Origin of the sequence: Legionella gresilensis (assembly GCF_900639865.1) — a bacterium.
Classification (GTDB): domain Bacteria; phylum Pseudomonadota; class Gammaproteobacteria; order Legionellales; family Legionellaceae; genus Legionella_C; species Legionella_C gresilensis.
The window spans coordinates 351,391-373,994 of the sequence record NZ_CAAAHX010000004.1 but is presented as its reverse complement, the minus strand read 5'-3'; the positions used below and the strand labels follow the sequence as shown (position 1 = coordinate 373,994).

Genomic DNA, 22,604 nt, shown 5'->3' with positions numbered 1-22,604 from the left:
TTAAATACCTGTAAGCACAGCGTGCTTGATAATTTGTCATATCTGCAATCATCCTTTTAAACAAAAAAGGTTAGGGAGTATAGCATGCATAGCCGCCAAAACGCACTGAGCAATTGGTTAACGCAAGTCCTTGGTTCAACTGAATTTTCTTTATCCCTTTTAGCCGGCGATGCTAGTTTTAGGCGATATTATCGTTTAAATTTTAAAAGTAATAATCACATTGTTATGGATGCCCCGCCAGGCAAAGAAAATTTAAAATCCTTTATTGAAATTGCCGATTTTTTTCGTGCTCATGGATTACTAACACCGAAAGTTTATGCTGTCAATGAATTAAAGGGCTTTGCTCTTTTAGATGATTTTGGCGATACCCTATTCTTAAGTCAGGTATCTATTGATACGGCAGATTCTTTATATAGATCTGCTATTGAAACATTATTAGTATTGCAGCAATGTCCTCTCGAAAATAGATATCAATTTCCTCATTTTGATCGGAAATTTATGTTGGGTGAATTGAATTTATTTACTGAATGGTTTCTAGATGCCTATTTAAAATTAACACTTACCTCAGAGGAAAAAAATTTAATTGATACTACTTTTAATTGCTTAATAACTGAAATTGAAAAGCAGCCTAAAGTAATTATTCATCGTGATTATCATTCAAGAAATATTATGCTTCCAGGTGCAGCATTTAACCATCAATTAGCGCTTATTGATTTTCAAGATGCAATGCAAGGTCCTGTCACCTATGACTTAGTATCACTGCTTAAAGACTGTTATATTCAGTGGCCTCGTGAACAAATAAGTAAATGGCTAATCGTTTTTTATGAGCAATCGTCTAACTTAAAGCAATGGGACTTTCCTTCTTTTGTACGTGCTTTTGATTTATGTGGACTACAACGTCACTTAAAAATCCTAGGCATTTTTTGTCGTTTATATTTACGTGATAAAAAACCTAATTATCTACGGGATTTGCCACTTACTTTACACTATTTAACTGCTTGCTTAGAAAGCTATAAAGAATTCGAGGCATTTTATTGTTTTATCCAAAAAAGGGTTCAGTTACCATGAAAACTGCAATGATCTTAGCTGCAGGTCGAGGGGAACGACTTAAGCCACTAACAAATTTCATTCCTAAAGCGATGTGTCAAGTTTATGGTAAACCGCTAATAGAATATCATGTAGCTAATTTAGCTCGCTCAGGCTTTAAGCGTATAGTGATTAATCATGCCTATTTAGGTGGACAGATACGGCAACATCTTGGTAATGGTAAACGATGGAATATTGAAATTTGCTATTCTCCCGAACCACCCGGCGGTTTGGAAACTGGAGGTGGAATTGTTAATGCATTACCACTTCTAGGACAAGAGCCATTTTTAGTTGTTAACGGAGACATTTATACTGATTTCGATTTTACTACCCTAAATTGTTTACCTAATTTTCTAGCGCATGTAATCTTGGTTTCCAATCCTGCCCATAATCTTAAAGGTGACTTCAACTTAGAAAGTTTGCGTTTAACTAATGAACGTCGCTATACATATGCAGGCATTACCTGCTATCGGCCTGAGCTATTTCATCAATGCCCTATTGGCCGTTATTCTGTAACCCCTTTACTACGCGAGCTTGCTACTCAACAAAAAATCAGTGGCTCAGTTTATGAAGGAGTTTGGGCTGATATTGGCTCGCCAAAGCAGTTAAATGATTTTAAATTACCCGTAAAAACAGATCGTGTTGCTTAAATATATAAGTAAACTAGCCTACCTCAATCTAAACTATTAGGTAGGCGGCGCAGCAGGTGTAGTTACCTCTGGAGTTTCTGATTCACCAGCAGCAGTTGGGGCTTCGGCGGTTAGGGATTCAGCTGCGGTTGGGGCTTCAGCTGCCGTAGGCTCTGAAGCACTAACAGGCTCAACAGGCTGCTCAACAACTTGAGCCTGTTCTGGATAAGCATGCGGTTGAACTGATGCTTTTAAATCCTGATGTGGCGTATGATTCTTAAATTTTTCATTTAGATAATGAGCAAATCCATTATCTCTATCAGCAATCAATTCCCTAACTCTCTGAGCATTTGCCTTAGTTAACTGGCCATTTTCATCTATCTTTATATCTCCATTTCTATCCGATTCATAAATCACACTGTCTCTACTAACCATTTCATTTTCAGCAAGCCAGCTATTAAATAAAGTATCAATGGCTGTCGCAGCTGTAGTATCTAGCGGTTGCTCATTTAAAGAAAATGCTCGTAATAACTGAGAATCATCACTTATAGCAAAATCCATATTTAATTGACCGTCCGCTAATGACGGGCTAACGTCCTCTAAAAGAGCGAGCCCCATATTATGTTGGGCATTTTCAAAGTCAGTTTTAATATCCTCAGGTCTACCCCGCCAAGGATCTGAAAGTTTTCCGTATCTTATCGACACATTTTTTTCAAACTGCTTCACTCTATCCAACACTTCAGCACTTGCTTCAATTTTTACTTTACTAAAGGTTTCGGATAAACGCTCAGTTAAATACTTAGCCGCGTCTGGTGATAAACATACTACTTCAAAAGCTTTTAGAATGGCATCTTTATTAGGTGCATGAAGATAAGCGCTCATATGAATTACCTGATAACATTATTAAGATATAATTACTTTTCTTAGCTATAATTTTAAACAAAAAAATTAATATTTAAAATAATATTTCAATATTATAACAAAATGATGCCCTTTATAGGACACCATTTCAAAAATTCAGCTGTTAAAAAAATGTAAATTAATCTAAAGGATTTACTAAAGAATCCGTAACGGACTTAAAGGTTTTTGATTTCATTGAGTCAGCTTTAAACTCATCAACTTGAATAGCATCCCACCTAGCTCGCTCTACCGCAACGATAGCGTCCATTTCTTGTTGGCTAAGTTCACCTTGACTAACTTTCTCAACTAATTTTGATTTTAGATTTTCAAATGAATAGCGTTTTAAGTTACTTACCTTAGCAAGGAGATCTGCATTGGTTATTATTAACTGTAATGTATGTTCCATTTTATCAATGGCCTGGGCGGGATCACCACTTAAATAAATCCATTTTTTTAGTATATTGCGATAAGCATTATTTTTACTCATTAATCGAGCTAAGCTATGATCAAGACGATCACGTGGATAGGCAATAGATGAACCAAAAGGAAAAGCAAAAAAGCGCATAATACCGCCTAAAATCCGTGAAGGAAAATTATCGCAAAACAGTAGCATTGCTTTCTGAGCATTAAACAGACAGTAAGTGACAGCCCACCTGGCATGTATTTCTAAATCAGCATGCTGATTATGATGATTATAAAAACGAAGGGCCGCCATTGCCATATAAAGATAAGACATTGCATCAGCTAAACGGGCTGATAAACGCTCTTTTCGTTTTAAATCACCCCCTAAATAAATTAGCGATAAATCAGCTAGCCAAGCAAAAGCATGACTTAAGCGAGCTATATATTGGTAATTTCTTTTTAAAGGATTTGTAGGCGCACTAATAAAAATTCCACCAGTCCAGGCTGAGCAAATTGTTTTGGCAAAGTTACGCATAAAATAATAAATATGTTGCCAAATTAGCTTATCAAAAGTGTCCTTATTGTTGTGTGAAACAGCATAAAACTCCTCTCGAATAAAGGGATGACAAGCCATAGAGCCTTGGCCAAAAATAAGTAGGTTTCTGGACATAATATTAGCCCCTTCAACTGTAATTGAAATAGGGATACTTACATAATGGTTAATAAGATAATTACGCGGCCCTGCAACAACGGCACGTCCTGCATGAATATCCATAGCATTATTAACAGCAATGCGGCCAAACTCTGTATTAAAATATTTAGTAATAGCGGAAGCAACAGAAGGTTTTTTATGTTGATTTACTGCCTCAACAGTTAATAACCTTGTTGCATTAATTAAATAGTTAAGGCCTCCTATCTCAGCTAATTTCTCCTCTATACCTTCAAATTGCCCAATTTCTACATTAAATTGACGACGGATGCGGGCAAAAGCACTCGATGTAATATAAGATACTGAAGAAGATGCGGCTGCAAGCGCTGGTAGTGAAATTGAGCGGCCTATTGATAAGCATTCTACTAGCATTTGCCAACCTTGCCCTGCTTTTTCTTGACCACCAATAATTGAACTAATAGGAACAAATATATTTTCTCCCCGCAGAGTACCATTCATAAAGGGTTGATCTGCTGGCAGATGTCGATTACCTATCTCTAAATTTTCCGTATCACGTGGAATCAATAAGCAGGTAATACCCTCTTGGCCAATACCATTTAATAGCCCTTGTGGGTCTTTTAAATTCACAGCTAACCCAATTAAAGTGGCAATGGGTGCTAAGGTAATCCAGCGTTTATTTAAATTGATCGTTAAACCTAAAATTTCTTCTTTGTTAACCATTTTTTTAGTAACAATTGCTTCTGATTGAATTGATGTTGCATCACTACCGGCACCAGGCTCAGTTAGGGCAAAACAAGGAATATCAATACCCTTAGCTAAATTAGGTAAATAACGTGCTTTTTGCTCGTCGGTACCATAATAATGTAGCAATTCACCAGGACCTAGTGAGTTAGGAACCATCACTGTTACAGCAACTGCGCCTGAACGACTTGCAATTTTTAGAACAATTTCGGAATGGGCACGAGCCGAAAATCCTTTCCCGCCAAATTCTTTAGAAATCACTAAGCCTAAAAATCCATTTTCTTTAATATAAGACCATACTGCTTTAGGCAAATCGCCTTCCTGACCTATAGTCCAGTCATCAATCATATTACATAAATTTTGCGTTTCATTATCTAAAAACGCTTGTTCCTCAGCGGTAAGTTCGGGTAAGGGCAAAGAAAGTTTTGACCAATTAGGCTCACCTATAAATATATCTCGCTCAAACCAGGTATCACCTGCATTTAAGGCTTCTTCTTCTGTTTTTGAAAGTTTAGGAATTGATTTAACAGCTCTTTGATATAATTGATTTGTAATTTGAGCTCGAATTGCGGGTACATACATTATTGCAATAATAGCTAAGATAATTACCCACAAAATTAAAGCAATAATCCAAGGCATACCAACAATAAAGGTAGCAATTCCAAGATAGACGATACTACCTATTTCCCAGGTTGGCGATTTTAGACCATGGTAAAGAACTAATAAGGTAAAAACTAAATAAATAAAAAATAAAAGTATGGCCATTTCTACTCGTTCCTTGTCTTGATCAATAGACAGATCCTACCAGGAAAATTAAACGCTATATACTCCCTGATAGACTATCTAAACGATTCTTAATTAATTAAATTTTTCCTAAGTTAGGCAAAATTATCATATTTATAACACAATGAACAAATTACCAATTAAAATTAATTTTTTGCGTTTTTGCCTATAAAACTTGCCTTATTTAGGTAAATACAATAGCGTAAAAAATAGTCTCTCTATGTTGTATTAACTATGAATAAACGACTCGTCTGGAATTTTGAAGTTAACTTAGATAAGCCATTTGCTGTAGAACAATTATCAGCAAGAGCGCATGATTTAATCCGTTGGGAAGCCCGATACTTTTGGCCAGAAGACAAGCTAATTACGCTACATCATTTAAATTCTAATATTTTAAGTTTTGCTAATGTTCAAATTAAAGAACGTTCGGACAGTTATTATTTATTGCCGCAAAAGCATTTAAATATTAAAAAACGAAGAGAAGAATTATTTTATAAACCTTTACTAGCTCAAAAAGATCGCTGCTTTGGTTTTGGAAAGAAACTGAGTTTAAAATCGCTTCCGCCGGAACAAACGCTACCTGGATGTTCATCTTTAGATATAGGCGCTTTACTAAATCTACTTAAGTTACACGGCACAATTATTAATGTTGATAAAACAGCTTTAATCTATAAGTTTTCTTGTACGCCTACAATTAAACTTGAATTATCACGTTTAATAATTAACAAGCAAGTTTATTTCAGCGCATCAATAGAGGGTCGTTCTTATACGTTAGTATCCAAGTTAAGTCAGCTATTGCTTAAAGAGCAGTTTTCCTGCGACTATGTAACTTTCTTAAATCAACTTAATTATGATTAGCAATTTATTAACTTTAATATTGAGCTTTGGAAAAATTGGGCTTATCTCACTTGGCGGAGGTAATTCAATGCTCAAATTAATTGAAGTAGAGGCCGTTGATTATCGCCATTGGATAAGTAATGAAGAATTTATAAATATGCTTGGTTCAAGTTTCTTATTTCCGGGCTTAACGGCCGTAAAATTGTCAGCACTAATTGGCTATAAAGCAGCGGGCATATTAGGCTTAATTTTTGCTGTTATTAGTATTAATTTACCTGGTTTACTATTAGCAGCGGTAGGTTATCAATTTTTGAATCAGCATAGTGGGCCAACTATTCAAAAAATAATGGTACCTGTGCAATATGGTGCTTTAGTATTACTGGCTGCTACGGCTTTTTCTGTCGCTCAAAGTATTGTAAATGCTTACTATTCTATACCAATGGTGATTATGAGTATGGTGTTTTTTTTAGCTTTAACCTACTTGCAGCTATCGCCATTCTGGGGATTTATTGCCTTCATTGGTATTTGTTTTTTCCTGGTTCACTAGATCTCTTGCACCGAATTAAGTAATTGCATTACTCTATAATCAATTAGTAATAGGCGATTTACAGTTTTAGCAGTTAACTTAAATTTCCTAACTTTATAATTAGTCGTATTCTCAACATAAGTTAGCGTTTGAATAATAATTAAAAGCAGGAAAAGGTACCACCTAACAATGGTACTGCATAACCTGGAACATATTCAAGAATTTAAATTTTGGTAATGATCTCATTAATGGACTGTTTAAAGATATCGCAGGGAGCATAAATTGACTAATACGCTGGACAATCCAGACTATTTCATTAATCGAGAATTTACAGCGCTAGCATTTAATGAACGTGTCTTACAGCTGGCTAAAGATGAGCGTATTCCCTTATTAGAGAGAGTACGATTTTTATGTATTTGCAGCGGGAATTTAGACGAATTTTTTGAAATTCGTATGGCGGGTTTAAAGGAAAAGCTAGCACTTGCCTTACCAAAATTTGTGGATGGTATACGGACAAGCGATTTATTTAGTCAACTTAGTAAAAAAGCACATTCTATTACCAATGATATTTACGCAACTTTTAATAAACAATTGTTACCGGCTCTAAGAGACGAGCGTATTTATGTACTTGATGTCAATGAATGGACAGAAGATATTTATTTATGGGCAAGACACTATTTTAAAAATGAGATTTTACCAGTAGTTAGCCCAATTGCTTTAGACTTAGCGCATCCTTTTCCCCGCTTATTCAATAAAAGCTTAAATTTTATTATTTCACTACAAGGAAAAGATGCCTTTGATCGAAACATTGACTATGCTGTTATTCACGTACCCCGTTCTTTGCCCCGAATAATATCTTTACCTTCTGAATTGTGTGTTGATGGTGGCAATTATTTAGTTTATCTCTCGTCAATTATTCAAACATATGTGCATCGTTTATTTCCAGGTATGGAAATAAACGGCTGCTATCCTTTCCGCCTAACTAGAAATAGTGATCTTTTTTTACGCGAGGAAGAAATTGAAGATTTAGCTGCTGCTGTGCAACGTGAACTTTTCTCTCGTCATTATGGTCATGTTGTACGTTTAGAAATTGATAAAAGCTGCCCGCAAAAAATTGTAGATTTTCTTTTACAAAAACATCATCTTCATCATGAAGATGCTTATTATTGTGATGGACCTGTTAATTTACAGCGCTATTATAATGCCATTAACCGCTTAGATAGACCTGACTTACTTTATCCCCCCTTCAGAGCGCAATACCCTCCCTTTATTACAAGTAGGCGTCATTTATTTAATTTTTTAGATGAACGGGATATTTTATTACACCACCCCTATCAGAGTTATGAGGTAGTAATTGATTTTGTAAGGCAAGCTGCCGCTGATCCTAATGTTTTAGCAATTAAACAAACACTCTATCGTACTCACTCGGAATCTCAAATGGTTAAGGCGCTTGTTGAAGCAGCACGTTCAGGTAAAGAAGTTACTACAGTTATTGAATTAAGAGCTCGCTTCGATGAGGAATCAAATTTAAAATTAGCAAACCGGTTGCATGAAGCAGGGGTGTTGGTCCTTTATGGTGTAGTAGGGTACAAAACGCATGCGAAAATGACCCTAGTTGTTCGAAGAACACATGGAAAATTAAAACAATATGTACATTTAGGCACAGGCAACTACCATGAGCAGACATCCAAGCTTTATACAGATTTTGGTCTATTAACAAGTGATCCTAGTATTACTTCAGATACGCAAATTATCTTTCAACAATTAACAGGATTAGGTAGAACAGTTAAGCTTAGAGCTCTTTGCCACTCTCCTTTTACTTTGCAAAAGGACCTATTAAATCATATTGAAGAATGTATTGATGCGGCCAAAAAAGGTAAAGAAAGTGAGATTAATATAAAAGTTAACGGATTAACTGACAAAATTATGATTAAAGCTCTTTACAAAGCGTCGCAAGCAGGCGTAAAAATTAATTTAATCGTCCGAAGCTTATGCTGTCTAAAACCTAATATAAAAGGTGTCTCGGACAACATACAAGTTATTTCTATTCTAGGACGTTTTTTAGAGCACCATCGAGTTTATTATTTTCTTGCTGATGATAAAGAATATGTCTATTGCTCAAGTGCTGATTTAATGGAGCGTAATCTTTATAATCGTATTGAAATTTTATTTCCTATCTTAGATGAAGAAAACCGTAAGAGAATTAAAAACGAAATATTTAAAAATTATTTAAAAGATAATAAATGTGCTTGGGAAATGCAATCAGATGGAAACTATAAAGCACTCAAAAATGGGCAACATTGCGCCCAAGAGAAATTATTACATTTATATAGTCAAGTAGATGAATAATCTATTGCTACTTTAAATAAAGAAGCTCTTCTCAACGATTGTACATCTAAATATTATTAATACTAATATTTAATTATTTCAATTTATTCTTTTAAATCAAGCTGCATTAAGTTTAAGAGCAGTGATTTCTATAGAGTTATCTTTTCTTTTGCTTGTAGGACACATAAAAGGAAACTCAACATATAAATAAGCAATACAAGATACAGCTATAATAATAGCCATCCCAAAACAAGCTAGAATGGTAAACGACGTTATACTTAACTTTGTTATATCAAGCCCACTGCTGTAATAGAAATAAAAAACAAAAAATATAATCATAAAATGAAGAAGGTAAAAGCTATAGCTTACCGTACCTAAGAGCATCAACGGTTTATACTCTAGCACTGCTGGTCGACTAATCATTAACGCGGCAAATAAACTTGTCATTAAAAGCCAACGGTTTAATCCAAAGTTAGCCCACCTATTCCATGTAAATAGATATATTGTAAGTAAAACTATAATAGCCGCTGATGCTAAAAGTCTATGTTGACGGCTGAATCGTTTAAATACTAATGGTGAGCATAAGCCACCTGAAAGCAAGTAAACCCAGCTAGAATTCCTAGTAGTAATAAGATCACAAAGGGCAAATATAGTAAGAAATACAAAAGCCTTTTTCTGCCACTTTTGAAAGCCGATAAATAAAATAGGTAAAATTAAATAAAAACGCCATTCTATGCCTAAAGTCCAATTCATGCCAAGTAAACGCCCAAAATGAAAATTATTAATAACGGCATGTGGTATTAAGCCAAAGGAAAAAATACTCGGAAGATTACTAATTAATACTTTAAGGGAGATTTTAGCGGGATGTACATATAAATATGCAATAATCATAGCTAGAATACCAGCTAACATATAAGCAGGTACAAGACGACGAATACGTTTTTTATAAAAAGAAATCCAATCTATATTACTAGTAGAAATTATCTTACTGGTAAATAACATACCCGTTATACAAAAAAAAACTTGCACAGCTATAGCACCAAAAAAAGTAAATAAAACATATTGGTCATGGGAAAAATAAAACAATTTTGAAGGAAGTGCTAATGTATTGTTCGTAAAAGGAATATGATTTAATGCAACTAAACAGGCAGCGACTCCGCGTAAACCATCTAACCATTTATATTCTTTATAGCTAGTTTGATTTAAACCCGGAATAAAATAGGAATAAAGGGTTATACTAGCAAAACAAGTAAAACATAAAGCCATTATTAGAATTAGGGCCATGGTCATTGAGACTTCCAAAGGATAGTGCATCTATAAATATCTCCAGAAATTTTATTTACTTTTAAGATAGCTACTAGGTAAAGCTCAAGGATATTGTCCTATTAAAAGTTATTTCCCTATTAAAGACTAGTTGAGAAATTGATTAAAGAACGTTCTACTAACTCTAATATAATTATATTTGGTTGATGATTTTTAACTAGTTCGGCCAACTTCACATTCCTATTAAGGACATGAACTCGTATAGTATTATGAAAATCATTATGTAAGAAAAACACTAAAGATTCTAAGAAGCTATCACCAATTACTAAAGAAGTTAATTTATTTTCAGTCGCATTGTTAATCACTTCAGAAGGCTGTAATAAACCATTACCAGGCGAAGCCCCTGGCTCTAATTTCTGCAAACCTTGTTCATTTTTAACCCATAAATCCTGCGTTAAATTTGAAGTATCAGGCAAAGGAGAATTAGATTCACACTTATTTATTTGTAAAAAGTTAGCCAAATCGCCATATTTATTTACCATGGGTATAAAGTCATAATTCTTTTTATTAATGTTTATACCAAGTTTATTGACATAGTCAGCTATAGCTTGATAGGCAGCATACGCTCCTAAATAATTCCAGTGGCTATCACATCTAAGATAAATATCACCATACTTTTTACCTAAAGTAGATTTAGCATGCATTTCAATTTTTCTTAGATCAATGAAATGAATATAATTTGCTTTTAACTTTTTAATAATAAGATCATATCGACTTGGAAGCGAAGATTTCTTTATATAATTGGGTAAGTATTCAGGGTAAATCGTATGTTTATCAGGCGCAATAGTTACCAAAAAGGGAATATTATTCTGTTGGGCAATTGCCTGTAATTTTTTAATTTCATTTAACGTATTGGCTATTTCTTGATTTGTAGGTGGCTTCTTACCTATATACTGCTCTAAAGTAGCATTAGAGCCATTACCTAGAAAAAGCCAACCATTTTTGCCAATAATTGTACTTTCCGGCTTAGAACTAACTGCTAAAAAATAATTAAGCTGACTCCACAATTTACTAAATGGTGTTATAAGTAATGCTTGATCAGCAAACCACTTTTCTATGCGCTTAAAATTAGTTTTGCCTAAACGTTTAACATTAATTCCAGGAAAATAATTAGGTTCACGATTCAGAGTGGCTCGAATTAGCTCGGGATCTTTTTTAAAAAATAAGCCAATACTTGGGGTAAAAATAAAAATTATAAAAGTTAAAATGAGTAGTTTATCAGTGATTTTCATATAAAAATTTATATCGTTAAAATTTAAAATAAAGAAATGGATTATAAGAATTATTACTTAAAGATAAGGTCGCTATAAATAAAATTATTAGAGCCATAAAAATACTCACTTGCCTATAACTTACGATTAATTTTTTATACTGCTTAGTAACTATAAAATTTTTTATTCGTTCTGTCATACCAAAAGCTAATATAACACCCATAAAATAAGTAGCTATTAATACAAAATTTAATGAACCTTCTATAACCTTAAGGCTAAAATCATTAGGTAAAAACATTATTCTTAGAAAAGAAAATGCTTCCCCCATATTTTCTTCCCTAAAAAATACCCAGCCTATTATTACAACTAATAATACATAAATATGTCGTAAGAACTTAGGTAAGTTACTTATAAATTTACCAAAAGAGGTTCTTTCTAAAATTAGAAATAAACCATGAAAAAGTCCCCAAAAAATGAAGGTATAATTTGCTCCGTGCCAAAAGCCGCATAAACCAAAAACAATTAATAAGTTAAAATAGGTTCGCATTGTTGATTTACGATTTCCACCAAGGGGAATATAAACATAATCCCTAAACCAACTTGATAAAGAAATATGCCATTTACGCCAAAACTCTTGAATGGATAAGGAATTATAAGGAAATCTAAAATTTTCCTTATATTTAAAACCAAACATAAGGCCAATTCCAATTGCCATATCAGAATAACCTGAAAAATCAAAGTAAATTTGAAGAGTGTAAGCAACCGCGCCCAACCATGTTAAACCAAAAGTTAAGTCTGTGGTCGGTAGATTGAAAACTATATCTGCGATTCTTCCTACTTCATTAGCGATAATTACTTTCTTACCTAAACCAAAACAAAATCGTAAAATTCCGTTACGAAATCCAGCCCGAGTTATAAAACGCCTATAAAAAGAATGCCTAATATCGCAGTAACGAACAATAGGACCTGCAACCAACTGAGGAAACAACGATACATAACCTACAAAAGTAATAAAGTTTCTCTCAGCAGGAAACTTTCTCCAATAAACATCAATTACGTAACTGAGTGAATGAAAAGTATAAAAGCTAATACCAAGTGGCAATGCAATTTTACCAAAATTGTTAAGATTTAAATTTAAAAAATCATTAGCAGTTGATATAAAAAAATTAAAGTATTTAAAATACATTAACAAGCTTAAGGAAGAAACAATTGAAGTAGTTAAATAAAACTTTCGATACTTTTCAACTTGGCTATCATTAATTAGTATCCCACATAAGTAATTAATTAAAATACAAGCCAGCATGATAAAAATATGATCTTTTTCGCCCCAATAGTAAAAAGCTAAACTTGATAGGGCTAATATAAAATTCTGAATTCTTATGCGTTTAAGAAATAAAAAATAAGTTAAATTAACACTAGGAAGAAAGAGAAATAAGAAAATTAAGGAGGAAAAAACCATTGATGCAGCCTTCCTATCATCAAACTATTTAAAAGCTAAAAACTAATTATTTATTAGCTTAAATCTAAAGTACCCTTTAAAAAGAGTATAAATTAGCACTTTTTAATTTTATAAGGAAGTAACTTATGCGAAATTCGGTAACTAGTTTCCTAAAGAGATTAATAACTTGTTATGATATTTACAAAAATGGCGTAATTATTTTATGATTTCACAAATTTTTCCCTTAGTTACTACTATTAAAAATCATCCGAATTTAAAAGTCATTATCCTTATGTGCACCTATAACGGACAACGTTATCTAGCTGAGCAACTTGATTCTATTGCAAATCAAACTCACCATAACTGGGAACTTTGGATTTCAGATGACGGTTCAAATGACCAAACAATTAATATTATAGAAAGCTACCAGAGTCGTTATGCCGGTAAAATTTACCTTTTTAAGGGCCCAAAACAAGGATTTGCAAAAAATTTTCTATCTTTAGTCTTTCGAGCTGATAAGAGCAGTGACTATTATGCTTATGCTGATCAAGATGATATTTGGGATTTATCTAAATTAGAGCGGGCACTTAATCAGTTAGAAAGAAAGCCTCGTTCTATTCCTGCTTTATATTGTTCCAGGACCAGACTTATTAATGAGCAAGGTCAAGAAATAGGTTTTTCACCTCTTTTTAATAAACCCTCGGGATTTCGCAATGCGCTAGTTCAGAATATTGGGGGTGGCAATACGATGGTATTTAATGATGCTGCTGCCATTCTTATAAAACAAACTAAAAAAAATTCTTTTCTTATTGCACATGATTGGTGGACTTATTTGTTAGTTACAGGAGCAGGTGGAGAAATAATCTATGACGTCTACCCTACAGTTAACTATAGGCAACATCAAGCTAATTTAATTGGTGGTAATAAAGGCTTGCGGGCACGACTTAGTAGAATTAAAAGAATGTTTCAGGGGCACTTAAAACAATGGATTGATCAAAATATTCAAGCTTTACTTCCAATTGAAGCCATTTTAACCGAAGAAAATAGATTAATACTTCACCAATTTATTGCTGCGAGGAATGCTGCCTTTATGGTGAATGTTTTTAAAGTAAATCGCCTTGGTATTTATAGGCAGACAATGTTAGGCAATTTAGGTCTATTGGTTGGTTCTTTATTTAAAAAAGTCTAAATTTCTCTAACTTAGGACGCCATTAAGTAATTATTGCACATTTTAAAATTTTATAATTTGAATTATTTAGTATCCGATACTAAATAATTTTATTAAGTAATTAAAGTCTTATTTGCTTTTCCTGGCTCCTCATAAACTAATTTTGGTACTAAATATCCAGGCAGTTCACTTTGCAATTGTAAATATAGCGTGCGCGCTTCTGCCAGCGGTAGATCAAAATGCGCAGCACCGGATACCTTATCTAATAAATGCAAATAATAAGGTAATATGCCACAGTCAAATAAGGTCTTACTCAGAGTAACTAAGGTCTGAATATGATTATTTACACCTTTTAAAAGAACAGACTGGTTTAGTAGATGGCAACCTGCTTGACTTAAAAGCTGACATACTCTTTTGACTTGATTATCCAATTCTTGTGCATGATTACAATGCAAAACGATGACTTTATGCAGGGAAGTTGATTGTAGAATTTGTAGAAAAGCCTCCGTAATACGTTCAGGGAGCACAACTGGAATTCGCGTATGAAAACGCAATATTTTTATATGCTTCACAGTCTCTAGCTGCTCAATAAAAGTTTCTAAAACCTTATCTGAAGCTAATAAAGGGTCTCCACCACTTAAAATAACTTCATAAATAGTTTCATCTTGCTGTAGATAATCAATTATCTTTTTCCAACCTGCTTGGCCTGGATTATTATCTTGATAAGGAAAATGTCTTCTAAAGCAATAACGACAATTTATCGCACATATACCGGTAAAAGTTATTAAAACCCGACCTTTATACTTATGAATTAAACCTGGTATGTAGTTACTCTCAGCTTCTTTCAAAGGATCGAGTTTATAGTTTTCTGTATCCTCCATTTCCAAATCAGTAGCCAATACTTGCAATAATAATGGATCCCGGGGATTTCGCTTTTGCATACGCGCAGCAAAGTTATAAGGAACTCTAGTTTTAAACTGTTTATCTGCTGCAGCACTAGCAGGATCAATAGGTAACTCTAGAAATTTAAGTAACTCATGGGAAGAAGTAAAACTTTCAGCCAATATTTTTTTCCAACTCACAAAGGAATCTCGCATTCGTTAGACATACTTGATAAACTGATGCACTCTATCTAATTTAAAACCAAATCTCAACCGTGGAGCGCTAATGGCCACTTATAGTACTAATGAATTTAAAAATGGTCTGAAAGTTATGGTTGATAATGCCCCTTGTAGCATTGTCGATTGTGAATTTGTCAAACCAGGTAAAGGTCAAGCCTTTACACGCGTTAAAATACGTAACTTAAAAACGGGACGTGTTGTCGAGCGCACTTTTAAATCAAATGAAACATTACCGTCTGCAGATGTAGCCGATATTGAAATGCAATACTTATATAATGATGGAGAACAGTGGCATTTTATGGTGCCTGATACTTTTGAGCAATATGCAATCAATAAAGATGTTTTAGCTGATGCCGAACAATGGTTAAAAGAACAGGATATTTGTGTTGCTACCTTATGGAATAATGAACCCATTCAAGTTACTCCTCCAAATTTTGTTATCTTAGCTATTACTGAAACTGATCCTGGCGTAAGAGGTGATACCTCAGGTGGCGGTGGTAAGCCTGCTACACTTGAAACAGGCGCTGTAGTTAGAGTGCCATTGTTTGTACAAACAGGTGAATTAATTAAAGTAGATACGCGTACTGGTGAATATGTTTCACGCGCTAAAGAATAACCAAGAATGCCCTTTCTATAAGAGGGGCATATCACAGCTTAACTGACTTGAACTTTAAATTTTTTTACCTTAGAAATGATGTATTGCATAATTTTTGTTGCAATATCCTCCCCTGTGGCCAGTTCCATTCCTTTAAATCCTGGTGAAGAATTGGCTTCACAAATGAAATACCCATCTTTACCAAATAATAAATCGACACCTGAAATATCTAAATTAACAATTTGGGTACATTCTAATGCTAACTTAGCAATATCTGGATTAATATTATAAGGCTCTACATCACCGCCAAGAGAGTAATTCGCTTTAAATCCAGTTTTTGAAATTCGCTGCATACAGCCTACTATTTCTTGGCCTACCACAAGTACCCTTAAATCACGACCATAACTATCTGCAATAAATTGCTGGATAACCAGCTGTTGATTAAATTGTGCACTTAAAAGCCCCATTAAATCTTGAAAAGAATTAACGGTTTCGCATAAACACACACCAATACCACGTGCGCTGATCATATTCTTAATCACTAATGGAAAACCTATTTCTTTCTTAATGATTTCAAATGAAGTAAATAAGTTAAGTGCCATCGTTTTAGGAACAGGTAAACCGTGATGAGCTAATAACTGACCAACTCGTATTCTATCTTTTACTGTTTCAATTGCGCTGGACGTGTTAATACTACAAACCCCTAATAATTCTAATTGGCGAATGATATTTAGTGCATGGTAAGAAGTCTCTGCACCCAAACGGGGTATAATAAAATCAGGTAAGGACGTTTTCTTTCCATTCAGCAAAATTATTTGATGCTTTTGGTTAGCAACAATAAGTTCAAACTCCTCAGGTTTAAACACTTCAAGTTCAATTTGAAGTTCATCTGCAACAGCCAGAAAGCGCTTTACGCCATGATCATTTGCTGTTAATTCCTGTTTATTTCTTTTATAAAGTATCCAGCCTTTCATGGCCTACCTCGCAAGCTGTTGTCACATTAAAGATATAAGAGTAATAATTATTACCTTAGTTAATCTTATGCCTTATATTTCATCTCATATTAAGACTTGAAAGCAGTATTATTTTGTATAATATCAAGGACTGCAAGGAGAATTAATGGTCTTAGATAGAGTTTGCAAAAAATCTCTAATGGAATCTAAGACGGGTAATAAGATTGTAAAAATAAAATAACCCCTGGTAAGGGCAATATTTAAAATTACTAAGCCGAAATGACAAAACTAAGTTAGCTTAAAATAGCCGCCAACTTAGCTTCTTTAGAATCTAGGGCTTTAATTGAAACAAGCCCTGAAAATTACCACTTGCGCATATACCAACCCCGTGGATAAATACTACAATACCCTGAACTACAATTTTGGGCCGGAATGCCTGAATAATAACGTGAAGTCCATTCGGGTTGATAACCATAAAAGCCTACTGAATAAATATAATCTCTATTATAACGCTTGTTATACATTGATTCATTAGTTGTACAGCCTAATAAAGTAAGCAATGACACAGCTAAAGGTATCATGACTTTTTTCATAGGTTCACCCATCCTTGTTGTGTATACGAATTATACGTTAATATTTATATTTTTACAAAAAGATCGAAATAAAAACTTAGGGAACCAATTAAGTAGTAAGAACTCTCAAATGAAAAGCTGTGTAATGTAGTAAATAAAGCATGCTAGAATGCTTTATCTATGATAATAGTAAGTGAATTTATGTCTTTAGAAGAAGAGCTTAAAGAGATAAACTGCAAAGATTATTCAAAAGCTATAATTAGTACCACTGCAAAGCAACATGGCGAAAACCGACTACTACCTTTTCGCCAGTTTGGCAGTGAGCGAGTTTTGTGCATTATATTAACCAATAAAGAAATCGCTAAGCAAACTCTGCATTATCTGGATCAATATATTCCTACCTTTCTCATTGACGTTGAAAGAAAACAACACATTAATTTATGGGAAATCGCACAAGAGACGGTAAAAAAAGGAAAAATTATTCCACATAAACCTAATGATATTACTGTTGAAGCAACCTATCATTTAGTTAACCAATATTTTAATTATAAAGTAGATGAAAAGAGGATCTTAATTTATGGTACTGGCAATATAGCGGCTAAATTAGCATTACGCTTAGCAGAGGTCGACACCCAAATTACTTTAACAGGTAGAAATAAATCTAAAGCTAGACAATTAACTAATGCCCTAAATCTTATTTTACCCTCATATAATACACACCAGATAAGGACATTCAGTCAAGCAGAAAAGTATGATGTCTTAATCTCTGCAGTTTCAGCAGATCATGTTCTTGACTATTCATATCTTGATTATTTAAATCATAATGCTTTTGTTATTGATGTAGGGATTAATAATTTAACGCCAGCTTTTATTGAAAAGGCGCCTACCAGAAATATTAATATTATGCGACTTGATGTTAGAATGGCCACACCCATACTACAAGCACATACACAAATTGCTCACTTTCCTTTTTTTAAGGAAACAGCAGGAAACTTGGTATTACACGGGGTTAGCTGTGTTGCTGGCGGAATCATTGGTAAAGAAGGTGACGTAGTGCTTGACACAGTTTGTAAGCCCAAACATATTATCGGAATTGCCAATGGTACAGGCGGATTAAAAAAACATGAAGAATATACAAACTGGGATAAATACCACATCAAAATTATCAAAAAAATCTTATAATTATATTAAACGTGGCATAGATATCCTAGTAAGCTTGCTTGCAATCATCTTACTTTTACCCATTTATTTAATTGTGGCTATTTGGATAATGGTTGATGATGGCTTTCCTATTTTATTTCGTCAAAAAAGAGCAGGCTACTTAAACAATCCTTTTTACATTTATAAATTTCGTACCATGAAATTACAGCAAGCTAACTCTGTCACTTATTTCTGGGAAAATGGTGTACCAGATGATTTTGTCTTTAAGCAAACAACGGATAAAACCTATTTTGCAAACTTTACTGGTATAGGTGCATTTCTACGCAAATGGAGCCTTGATGAGCTGCCTCAGTTTTTTAATGTATTAATTGGCGATATGAGCTTAGTTGGGCCTAGGCCTGAATTAATAGAAATTGCTAACTGTTATAATCAAGAGCAATTTAATCGTCTAAAAGTAAGACCTGGCATTACTGGCTGGGCTCAAATTAATGGACGAAGCCACATCAATCATGGAGAAAAAATCAAACTCGATTTAGAGTATGTTCAAAATTACAGCTTATGGCTAGATATTAAAATTTTATTTTCGACTTTACTTAAAGTTTTATTTAAACATGGTGCTATTTAACTTTATGATAATAAGTAAGAACCTAACTTAAGATAATTATATGTACATTATTCCAACAATCCTTTGTGGTGGAGCTGGTTCTAGATTATGGCCAGTTTCTCGTGAATTACATCCAAAGCCATTTATTTGTTTAAATGATGGACAAAGCTTTTTGCAAAAGGCCTTCTTACGAGCTGCTTCTATTCCAAAAATTAATGAGATTTTAACTGTTACTAACCGTGAGTTATTTTTTAAAACGGAAGATGAATATCGAGTTGTCAACCAACAAGGTTTATTTCTCTCTTATATTTTAGAGCCTTTTGGCCGCAACACAGCAGCAGCGATTGCTTTAGCAGCTCTACAAGTTGCTAATAAATATGGGAATGAGGCTGTTTTATTAATTTTGCCTGCTGATCATTTAATTAATGATGCCGATGCTTTTCAAAATGCTGTTGATCAAGCAATACAACTTGCTCAAGATGAAAAACTAGTAACCTTTGGGATTAAACCAACTCTGCCTGAAAGCGGTTATGGTTATATTCAAATTAATGAAGATTCCCCATTAACTTCTTCTAGTGAGAAAAAACACACGCTTGGATACTTAGCCAAACAATTTGTTGAGAAACCGACTGTAGAAACAGCCCAAACATATTTAGAAGCTGGCTGCTATTTTTGGAACTCAGGTATGTTTTGCTTTAACGCAGGAACTGTAATCAAGCATTTGCAACATTACTGCAGTGATATCTATGAAACAGTTAAAGCCTGCATAGAAGAATCCATTACTATAGAAAACGCAAAGGTAGCGCAAATTCAATTGCAGCAAGAGCATTTTGCCAAAGTGCCTAGTAATTCTTTTGACTATGCGCTAATGGAACCTGCTGCTAAAAGTACTAATGCTATTGCCGTCATTCCTTGCGATATTGGCTGGAGCGATATTGGCTCTTGGCGTGCTTTAGGTGACTTATCGACAGCCGACACACTTGGTAATCGAGTCAATGGCGAGGCACTCTTATACAATACAGAAAATTGTTATATTCAGAGTAATGACCGTTTAATTAGTACCGTCGGCCTTAAAAATCTTATTATTATTGATACACCTGATGCTGTTTTAGTTGCTGATAAAGAGCAGACGCAAGATGTAAGACATATTTATACGGCCTTAAAAGAGACGGACCATAAAGCATATAAATTACATCAAACTGTCCATCGACCCTGGGGAAATTACACTATTTTAGATGAGGGGAAAAATTTTAAAATTAAACGTCTTGAAGTTAATCCTGGAGCAAAACTAAGTTTACAAATGCACCATCATCGCAGTGAACATTGGATTGTGGTTAGTGGTATAGCACAGGTAATTAATGGTGATAAAGAACTCTTAGTAAGAATGAATGAGTCCACTTACATTCCAGCCGGTAGTATTCATAGATTAGGAAATCCTGGCGTCTTAAATTTAGTTATTATTGAAGTACAAAGTGGAGAATACTTAGGTGAAGATGATATTGTACGATTTGAAGATAACTATGGTCGACTTTAATTTATTTAAAATAGCAAGTCATTTTAAATAACTTCCTTCAGTGGAAAAAGAATGCTATTTTTACTTCAAATTAGTGATAATTAATCACTTGCTGAAGTGATTAATACTTTAACTCATAATCTTTAAGTTTAATAATGAAAATTCTTCTTTTTGGAAAAAGTGGTCAGTTAGGTTGGGAATTAAGGCGTTCCTTAATGCCTCTCGGTGAATTAATTGCTCTTGATAGACATAGCGAGTTAGTTGCTAACTTTGAAGATCTAACAGGACTTGCTACAACGATTCGCTTCATTAAGCCTGATATAATTGTTAATGCTGTAGCCTATACAGCTGTTGATAAAGCAGAGAGTGAACAACATTTAGCAACATTAATCAATGCTCAAGCGACAGCTACTTTAGCTCAAGAAAGTGCAAAACTTGGTTCGCTACTGGTTCATTATTCTACCGATTACGTATTTGATGGTTCGGGCACCATAAGCTGGCAGGAAACTGATAAAACAAATCCCCTGAATTTTTATGGTATGACCAAGCTACAAGGTGAACAGGAAGTCATAAACTCTGGCTGCCGATATCTGATTTTAAGAACCAGCTGGGTTTATGGCACTTATGGTAAAAACTTTATTAAAACAATCCTGCGTTTAGGTCAAGAAAAAGAAACACTTAAAATTATTGATGACCAGATAGGCGCGCCAACCGGCACTGAACTTTTAGCAGATGTAACTGCCCATATTTTAAAAGCAATTAGTCTAAATCCCAACTTAACAGGGTTATATCATTTAACAGCGAGTGGCAATACATCCTGGCATGGTTTTGCACAATTTATTTTAGATGAAGCAAAAAAATTAGGCAAAGCACTTAAAATTCAAGATTTACTACCTATTCCAAGTAAAGAATACGCTACACCTGCGTTAAGACCTCTAAACTCTAGATTAAACACTCATAAATTACAGGAAACATTTTCTGTTTATCTTCCAAGCTGGCAACCTGGCGTTGCAAGAGCAGTTAGGGAAATTTTAGGATCAACATTATGAAAAAACATAAAGGCATTATTTTAGCTGGAGGTTCAGGCACAAGATTACATCCTATTACGTTAGGCGTTTCTAAACAGATGCTACCTATCTATGATAAGCCTATGATTTATTATCCTTTATCAGTATTGATGTTAGCTGGTATAAGAGAAATTTTAATTATTTCTACCCCTGCTGACTTACCTAAATATCAAGAATTATTAGGTAACGGCCATCAATTCGGTATTGAATTAAGCTATCAAGAGCAGCCTTCGCCTGATGGTTTAGCACAAGCTTTTCTTATTGGAGAAAAATTTATTGATGGCGATAATTGTTGCTTAATTCTAGGTGATAATATTTTTTATGGACAAAGTTTTTCAGCAAATTTAAAAGCAGCTACCATGCGAGATATAGGCGCAACTATTTTCGGTTACCATGTACGTGACCCAGAACGCTTTGGTGTCGTCTCCTTTGATAAGCAAGGTCGCGCAATAGACATTGAGGAAAAGCCTGCTCAACCTAAATCTAATTATGCAGTTACAGGTTTATATTTTTACGATAATCGTGTAGTAGATATTGCTAAAAGTATAAGACCCTCCGCTAGAGGCGAGTTAGAAATAACAGATGTTAACCGCTTTTATTTGGAAGATGAAACACTCTATGTAGAACTTCTTGGTCGAGGGTTTGCTTGGTTGGATACGGGCACCCATGATTCTTTATTAGAAGCGAGTCATTTTGTACATACGATCGAACAACGGCAAGGGTTGAAAATTGCTTGTTTAGAAGAAATAGCTTACACATCTGGGTGGATTGATTCTGAACAGCTACTTGAACAAGCTTTTCGTTTCCAAAAAACTGCTTATGGTCAATATCTGCTTCGTCATCTGGAAGAAGAAGTAATTGCATGAAGTTAATTCTCTAACTGCTTTAATTGCCATACTTACTAAACTTGCTATTTGAAGGTAAAGAAGTTGTCAAAATAATTAACTAACTAATTGTTATTGCAGTTAGTTAGCGC

At 34.1% G+C, this 22,604-nt stretch carries 20 protein-coding genes; 12 read left to right on the top strand and 8 right to left on the bottom strand.

What is annotated here, in order from left to right:
- Positions 1-84 precede the first annotated feature (84 nt).
- Positions 85-1,068, top strand: a complete 984-nt coding sequence (locus E1P04_RS06995; protein WP_131782199.1) for an aminoglycoside phosphotransferase family protein — start codon at positions 85-87, stop codon at positions 1,066-1,068.
- Positions 1,065-1,736, top strand: coding sequence for an N-acetylmuramate alpha-1-phosphate uridylyltransferase MurU (murU, locus tag E1P04_RS06990; RefSeq protein ID WP_131782198.1), 672 nt, complete (start codon positions 1,065-1,067; stop codon positions 1,734-1,736). The genes E1P04_RS06995 and murU overlap by 4 nt, the downstream gene beginning before the upstream one ends.
- A gap of 36 nt (positions 1,737-1,772) precedes the next feature.
- Here murU and E1P04_RS06985 read toward each other — a convergent pair whose 3' ends face one another.
- On the bottom strand, positions 1,773-2,597 hold the full coding sequence (locus E1P04_RS06985) for a hypothetical protein (RefSeq protein ID WP_131782197.1): 825 nt from the start codon (positions 2,595-2,597) through the stop codon (positions 1,773-1,775).
- 157 nt (positions 2,598-2,754) lie between these two features.
- Positions 2,755-5,193, bottom strand: coding sequence for an acyl-CoA dehydrogenase (locus tag E1P04_RS06980; RefSeq protein WP_131782196.1), 2,439 nt, complete (start codon positions 5,191-5,193; stop codon positions 2,755-2,757).
- Positions 5,194-5,445: 252 nt separating this feature from the next.
- Here E1P04_RS06980 and E1P04_RS06975 point away from each other — a divergent pair, with 252 nt between their 5' ends.
- The 3 genes from E1P04_RS06975 (at position 5,446) to ppk1 (ending at position 8,923) form a co-directional block, all read left to right on the top strand.
- Positions 5,446-6,069 carry a hypothetical protein gene (locus E1P04_RS06975; RefSeq protein ID WP_131782195.1) on the top strand — a complete coding sequence of 208 codons (624 nt, stop codon included), beginning with the start codon at positions 5,446-5,448 and terminating at the stop codon, positions 6,067-6,069.
- Positions 6,062-6,595 carry a chromate transporter gene (locus E1P04_RS06970; RefSeq protein ID WP_131782194.1) on the top strand — a complete coding sequence of 178 codons (534 nt, stop codon included), beginning with the start codon at positions 6,062-6,064 and terminating at the stop codon, positions 6,593-6,595. Before E1P04_RS06975 ends, E1P04_RS06970 begins: the two co-directional genes overlap by 8 nt.
- Positions 6,596-6,856: 261 nt before the next feature.
- On the top strand, positions 6,857-8,923 hold the full coding sequence (gene ppk1 / locus E1P04_RS06965) for a polyphosphate kinase 1 (RefSeq protein WP_131782193.1): 2,067 nt from the start codon (positions 6,857-6,859) through the stop codon (positions 8,921-8,923).
- 96 nt (positions 8,924-9,019) lie between these two features.
- Here the strand turns inward: ppk1 and E1P04_RS06960 are convergent, their stop codons facing one another.
- The 3 genes from E1P04_RS06960 to E1P04_RS06950 all read right to left on the bottom strand — a co-directional run bounded on the left by E1P04_RS06960 (position 9,020) and on the right by E1P04_RS06950 (position 12,895).
- Positions 9,020-10,192: an acyltransferase family protein gene (locus E1P04_RS06960; protein ID WP_165482696.1), complete on the bottom strand. Its 1,173-nt coding sequence runs from the start codon at positions 10,190-10,192 to the stop codon at positions 9,020-9,022.
- 113 nt (positions 10,193-10,305) lie between these two features.
- On the bottom strand, positions 10,306-11,457 hold the full coding sequence (locus tag E1P04_RS06955; protein ID WP_131782191.1) for an alginate O-acetyltransferase AlgX-related protein: 1,152 nt from the start codon (positions 11,455-11,457) through the stop codon (positions 10,306-10,308).
- A gap of 16 nt (positions 11,458-11,473) precedes the next feature.
- Positions 11,474-12,895, bottom strand: coding sequence for an MBOAT family O-acyltransferase (locus E1P04_RS06950; RefSeq protein WP_131782190.1), 1,422 nt, complete (start codon positions 12,893-12,895; stop codon positions 11,474-11,476).
- A gap of 202 nt (positions 12,896-13,097) precedes the next feature.
- Between E1P04_RS06950 and E1P04_RS06945 the strand changes: the two genes are divergently transcribed.
- Positions 13,098-14,063 carry a glycosyltransferase family 2 protein gene (locus E1P04_RS06945; RefSeq protein ID WP_131782189.1) on the top strand — a complete coding sequence of 322 codons (966 nt, stop codon included), beginning with the start codon at positions 13,098-13,100 and terminating at the stop codon, positions 14,061-14,063.
- Between the two features lie 92 nt (positions 14,064-14,155).
- Here the strand turns inward: E1P04_RS06945 and epmB are convergent, their stop codons facing one another.
- Entirely contained in the window at positions 14,156-15,139 is a 984-nt protein-coding gene (gene epmB / locus E1P04_RS06940) for an EF-P beta-lysylation protein EpmB (RefSeq protein WP_131782188.1), read from the bottom strand.
- 70 nt (positions 15,140-15,209) lie between these two features.
- Between epmB and efp the strand changes: the two genes are divergently transcribed.
- Positions 15,210-15,779: an elongation factor P gene (gene efp / locus E1P04_RS06935; protein ID WP_131782187.1), complete on the top strand. Its 570-nt coding sequence runs from the start codon at positions 15,210-15,212 to the stop codon at positions 15,777-15,779.
- Positions 15,780-15,817: 38 nt separating this feature from the next.
- Here efp and E1P04_RS06930 read toward each other — a convergent pair whose 3' ends face one another.
- Both E1P04_RS06930 and E1P04_RS06925 read right to left on the bottom strand, forming a co-directional pair.
- Complete coding sequence (locus E1P04_RS06930; protein WP_131782186.1) at positions 15,818-16,732, bottom strand: ATP-grasp domain-containing protein; 915 nt, start codon at positions 16,730-16,732, stop codon at positions 15,818-15,820.
- Positions 16,733-17,073: 341 nt separating this feature from the next.
- The gene (locus E1P04_RS06925; RefSeq protein WP_131782185.1) at positions 17,074-17,304 is read right to left on the bottom strand and encodes a hypothetical protein; all 231 of its coding nucleotides are present in this window, start codon (positions 17,302-17,304) and stop codon (positions 17,074-17,076) included.
- Between the two features lie 159 nt (positions 17,305-17,463).
- On the opposite strand from E1P04_RS06925, the gene E1P04_RS06920 reads away from it, so the two are divergent.
- From E1P04_RS06920 to rfbA, 5 genes are all read left to right on the top strand, one after another.
- On the top strand, positions 17,464-18,465 hold the full coding sequence (locus tag E1P04_RS06920; RefSeq protein ID WP_131782184.1) for an NAD(P)-binding domain-containing protein: 1,002 nt from the start codon (positions 17,464-17,466) through the stop codon (positions 18,463-18,465).
- Positions 18,407-19,069, top strand: a complete 663-nt coding sequence (locus E1P04_RS06915; protein WP_131782183.1) for a sugar transferase — start codon at positions 18,407-18,409, stop codon at positions 19,067-19,069. The genes E1P04_RS06920 and E1P04_RS06915 overlap by 59 nt, the downstream gene beginning before the upstream one ends.
- A gap of 40 nt (positions 19,070-19,109) precedes the next feature.
- Positions 19,110-20,582: a mannose-1-phosphate guanylyltransferase/mannose-6-phosphate isomerase gene (locus tag E1P04_RS06910; RefSeq protein WP_131782182.1), complete on the top strand. Its 1,473-nt coding sequence runs from the start codon at positions 19,110-19,112 to the stop codon at positions 20,580-20,582.
- 134 nt (positions 20,583-20,716) lie between these two features.
- Entirely contained in the window at positions 20,717-21,610 is an 894-nt protein-coding gene (gene rfbD, locus E1P04_RS06905; RefSeq protein WP_131782181.1) for a dTDP-4-dehydrorhamnose reductase, read from the top strand.
- Complete coding sequence (gene rfbA, locus E1P04_RS06900) at positions 21,607-22,494, top strand: glucose-1-phosphate thymidylyltransferase RfbA (protein WP_131782180.1); 888 nt, start codon at positions 21,607-21,609, stop codon at positions 22,492-22,494. Before rfbD ends, rfbA begins: the two co-directional genes overlap by 4 nt.
- Positions 22,495-22,604 lie beyond the last annotated feature (110 nt).

Coding starts and splice junctions, on each gene's coding strand:
- E1P04_RS06930 (WP_131782186.1), bottom strand. CDS start 16,732: ATGAAAGGCTGGATACTTTATAAAAGAAATAAACAGGAATTAACAGCA.
- E1P04_RS06980 (WP_131782196.1), bottom strand. CDS start 5,193: ATGGCCATACTTTTATTTTTTATTTATTTAGTTTTTACCTTATTAGTT.
- E1P04_RS06920 (WP_131782184.1), top strand. CDS start 17,464: ATGATAATAGTAAGTGAATTTATGTCTTTAGAAGAAGAGCTTAAAGAG.
- E1P04_RS06995 (WP_131782199.1), top strand. CDS start 85: ATGCATAGCCGCCAAAACGCACTGAGCAATTGGTTAACGCAAGTCCTT.
- E1P04_RS06950 (WP_131782190.1), bottom strand. CDS start 12,895: ATGGTTTTTTCCTCCTTAATTTTCTTATTTCTCTTTCTTCCTAGTGTT.
- E1P04_RS06955 (WP_131782191.1), bottom strand. CDS start 11,457: ATGAAAATCACTGATAAACTACTCATTTTAACTTTTATAATTTTTATT.
- E1P04_RS06910 (WP_131782182.1), top strand. CDS start 19,110: ATGTACATTATTCCAACAATCCTTTGTGGTGGAGCTGGTTCTAGATTA.
- E1P04_RS06985 (WP_131782197.1), bottom strand. CDS start 2,597: ATGAGCGCTTATCTTCATGCACCTAATAAAGATGCCATTCTAAAAGCT.
- E1P04_RS06960 (WP_165482696.1), bottom strand. CDS start 10,192: ATGACCATGGCCCTAATTCTAATAATGGCTTTATGTTTTACTTGTTTT.
- E1P04_RS06925 (WP_131782185.1), bottom strand. CDS start 17,304: ATGAAAAAAGTCATGATACCTTTAGCTGTGTCATTGCTTACTTTATTA.
- E1P04_RS06975 (WP_131782195.1), top strand. CDS start 5,446: ATGAATAAACGACTCGTCTGGAATTTTGAAGTTAACTTAGATAAGCCA.
- E1P04_RS06970 (WP_131782194.1), top strand. CDS start 6,062: ATGATTAGCAATTTATTAACTTTAATATTGAGCTTTGGAAAAATTGGG.
- rfbA (WP_131782180.1), top strand. CDS start 21,607: ATGAAAAAACATAAAGGCATTATTTTAGCTGGAGGTTCAGGCACAAGA.
- rfbD (WP_131782181.1), top strand. CDS start 20,717: ATGAAAATTCTTCTTTTTGGAAAAAGTGGTCAGTTAGGTTGGGAATTA.
- E1P04_RS06945 (WP_131782189.1), top strand. CDS start 13,098: ATGATTTCACAAATTTTTCCCTTAGTTACTACTATTAAAAATCATCCG.
- efp (WP_131782187.1), top strand. CDS start 15,210: ATGGCCACTTATAGTACTAATGAATTTAAAAATGGTCTGAAAGTTATG.
- epmB (WP_131782188.1), bottom strand. CDS start 15,139: ATGCGAGATTCCTTTGTGAGTTGGAAAAAAATATTGGCTGAAAGTTTT.
- E1P04_RS06915 (WP_131782183.1), top strand. CDS start 18,407: ATGAAGAATATACAAACTGGGATAAATACCACATCAAAATTATCAAAA.
- murU (WP_131782198.1), top strand. CDS start 1,065: ATGAAAACTGCAATGATCTTAGCTGCAGGTCGAGGGGAACGACTTAAG.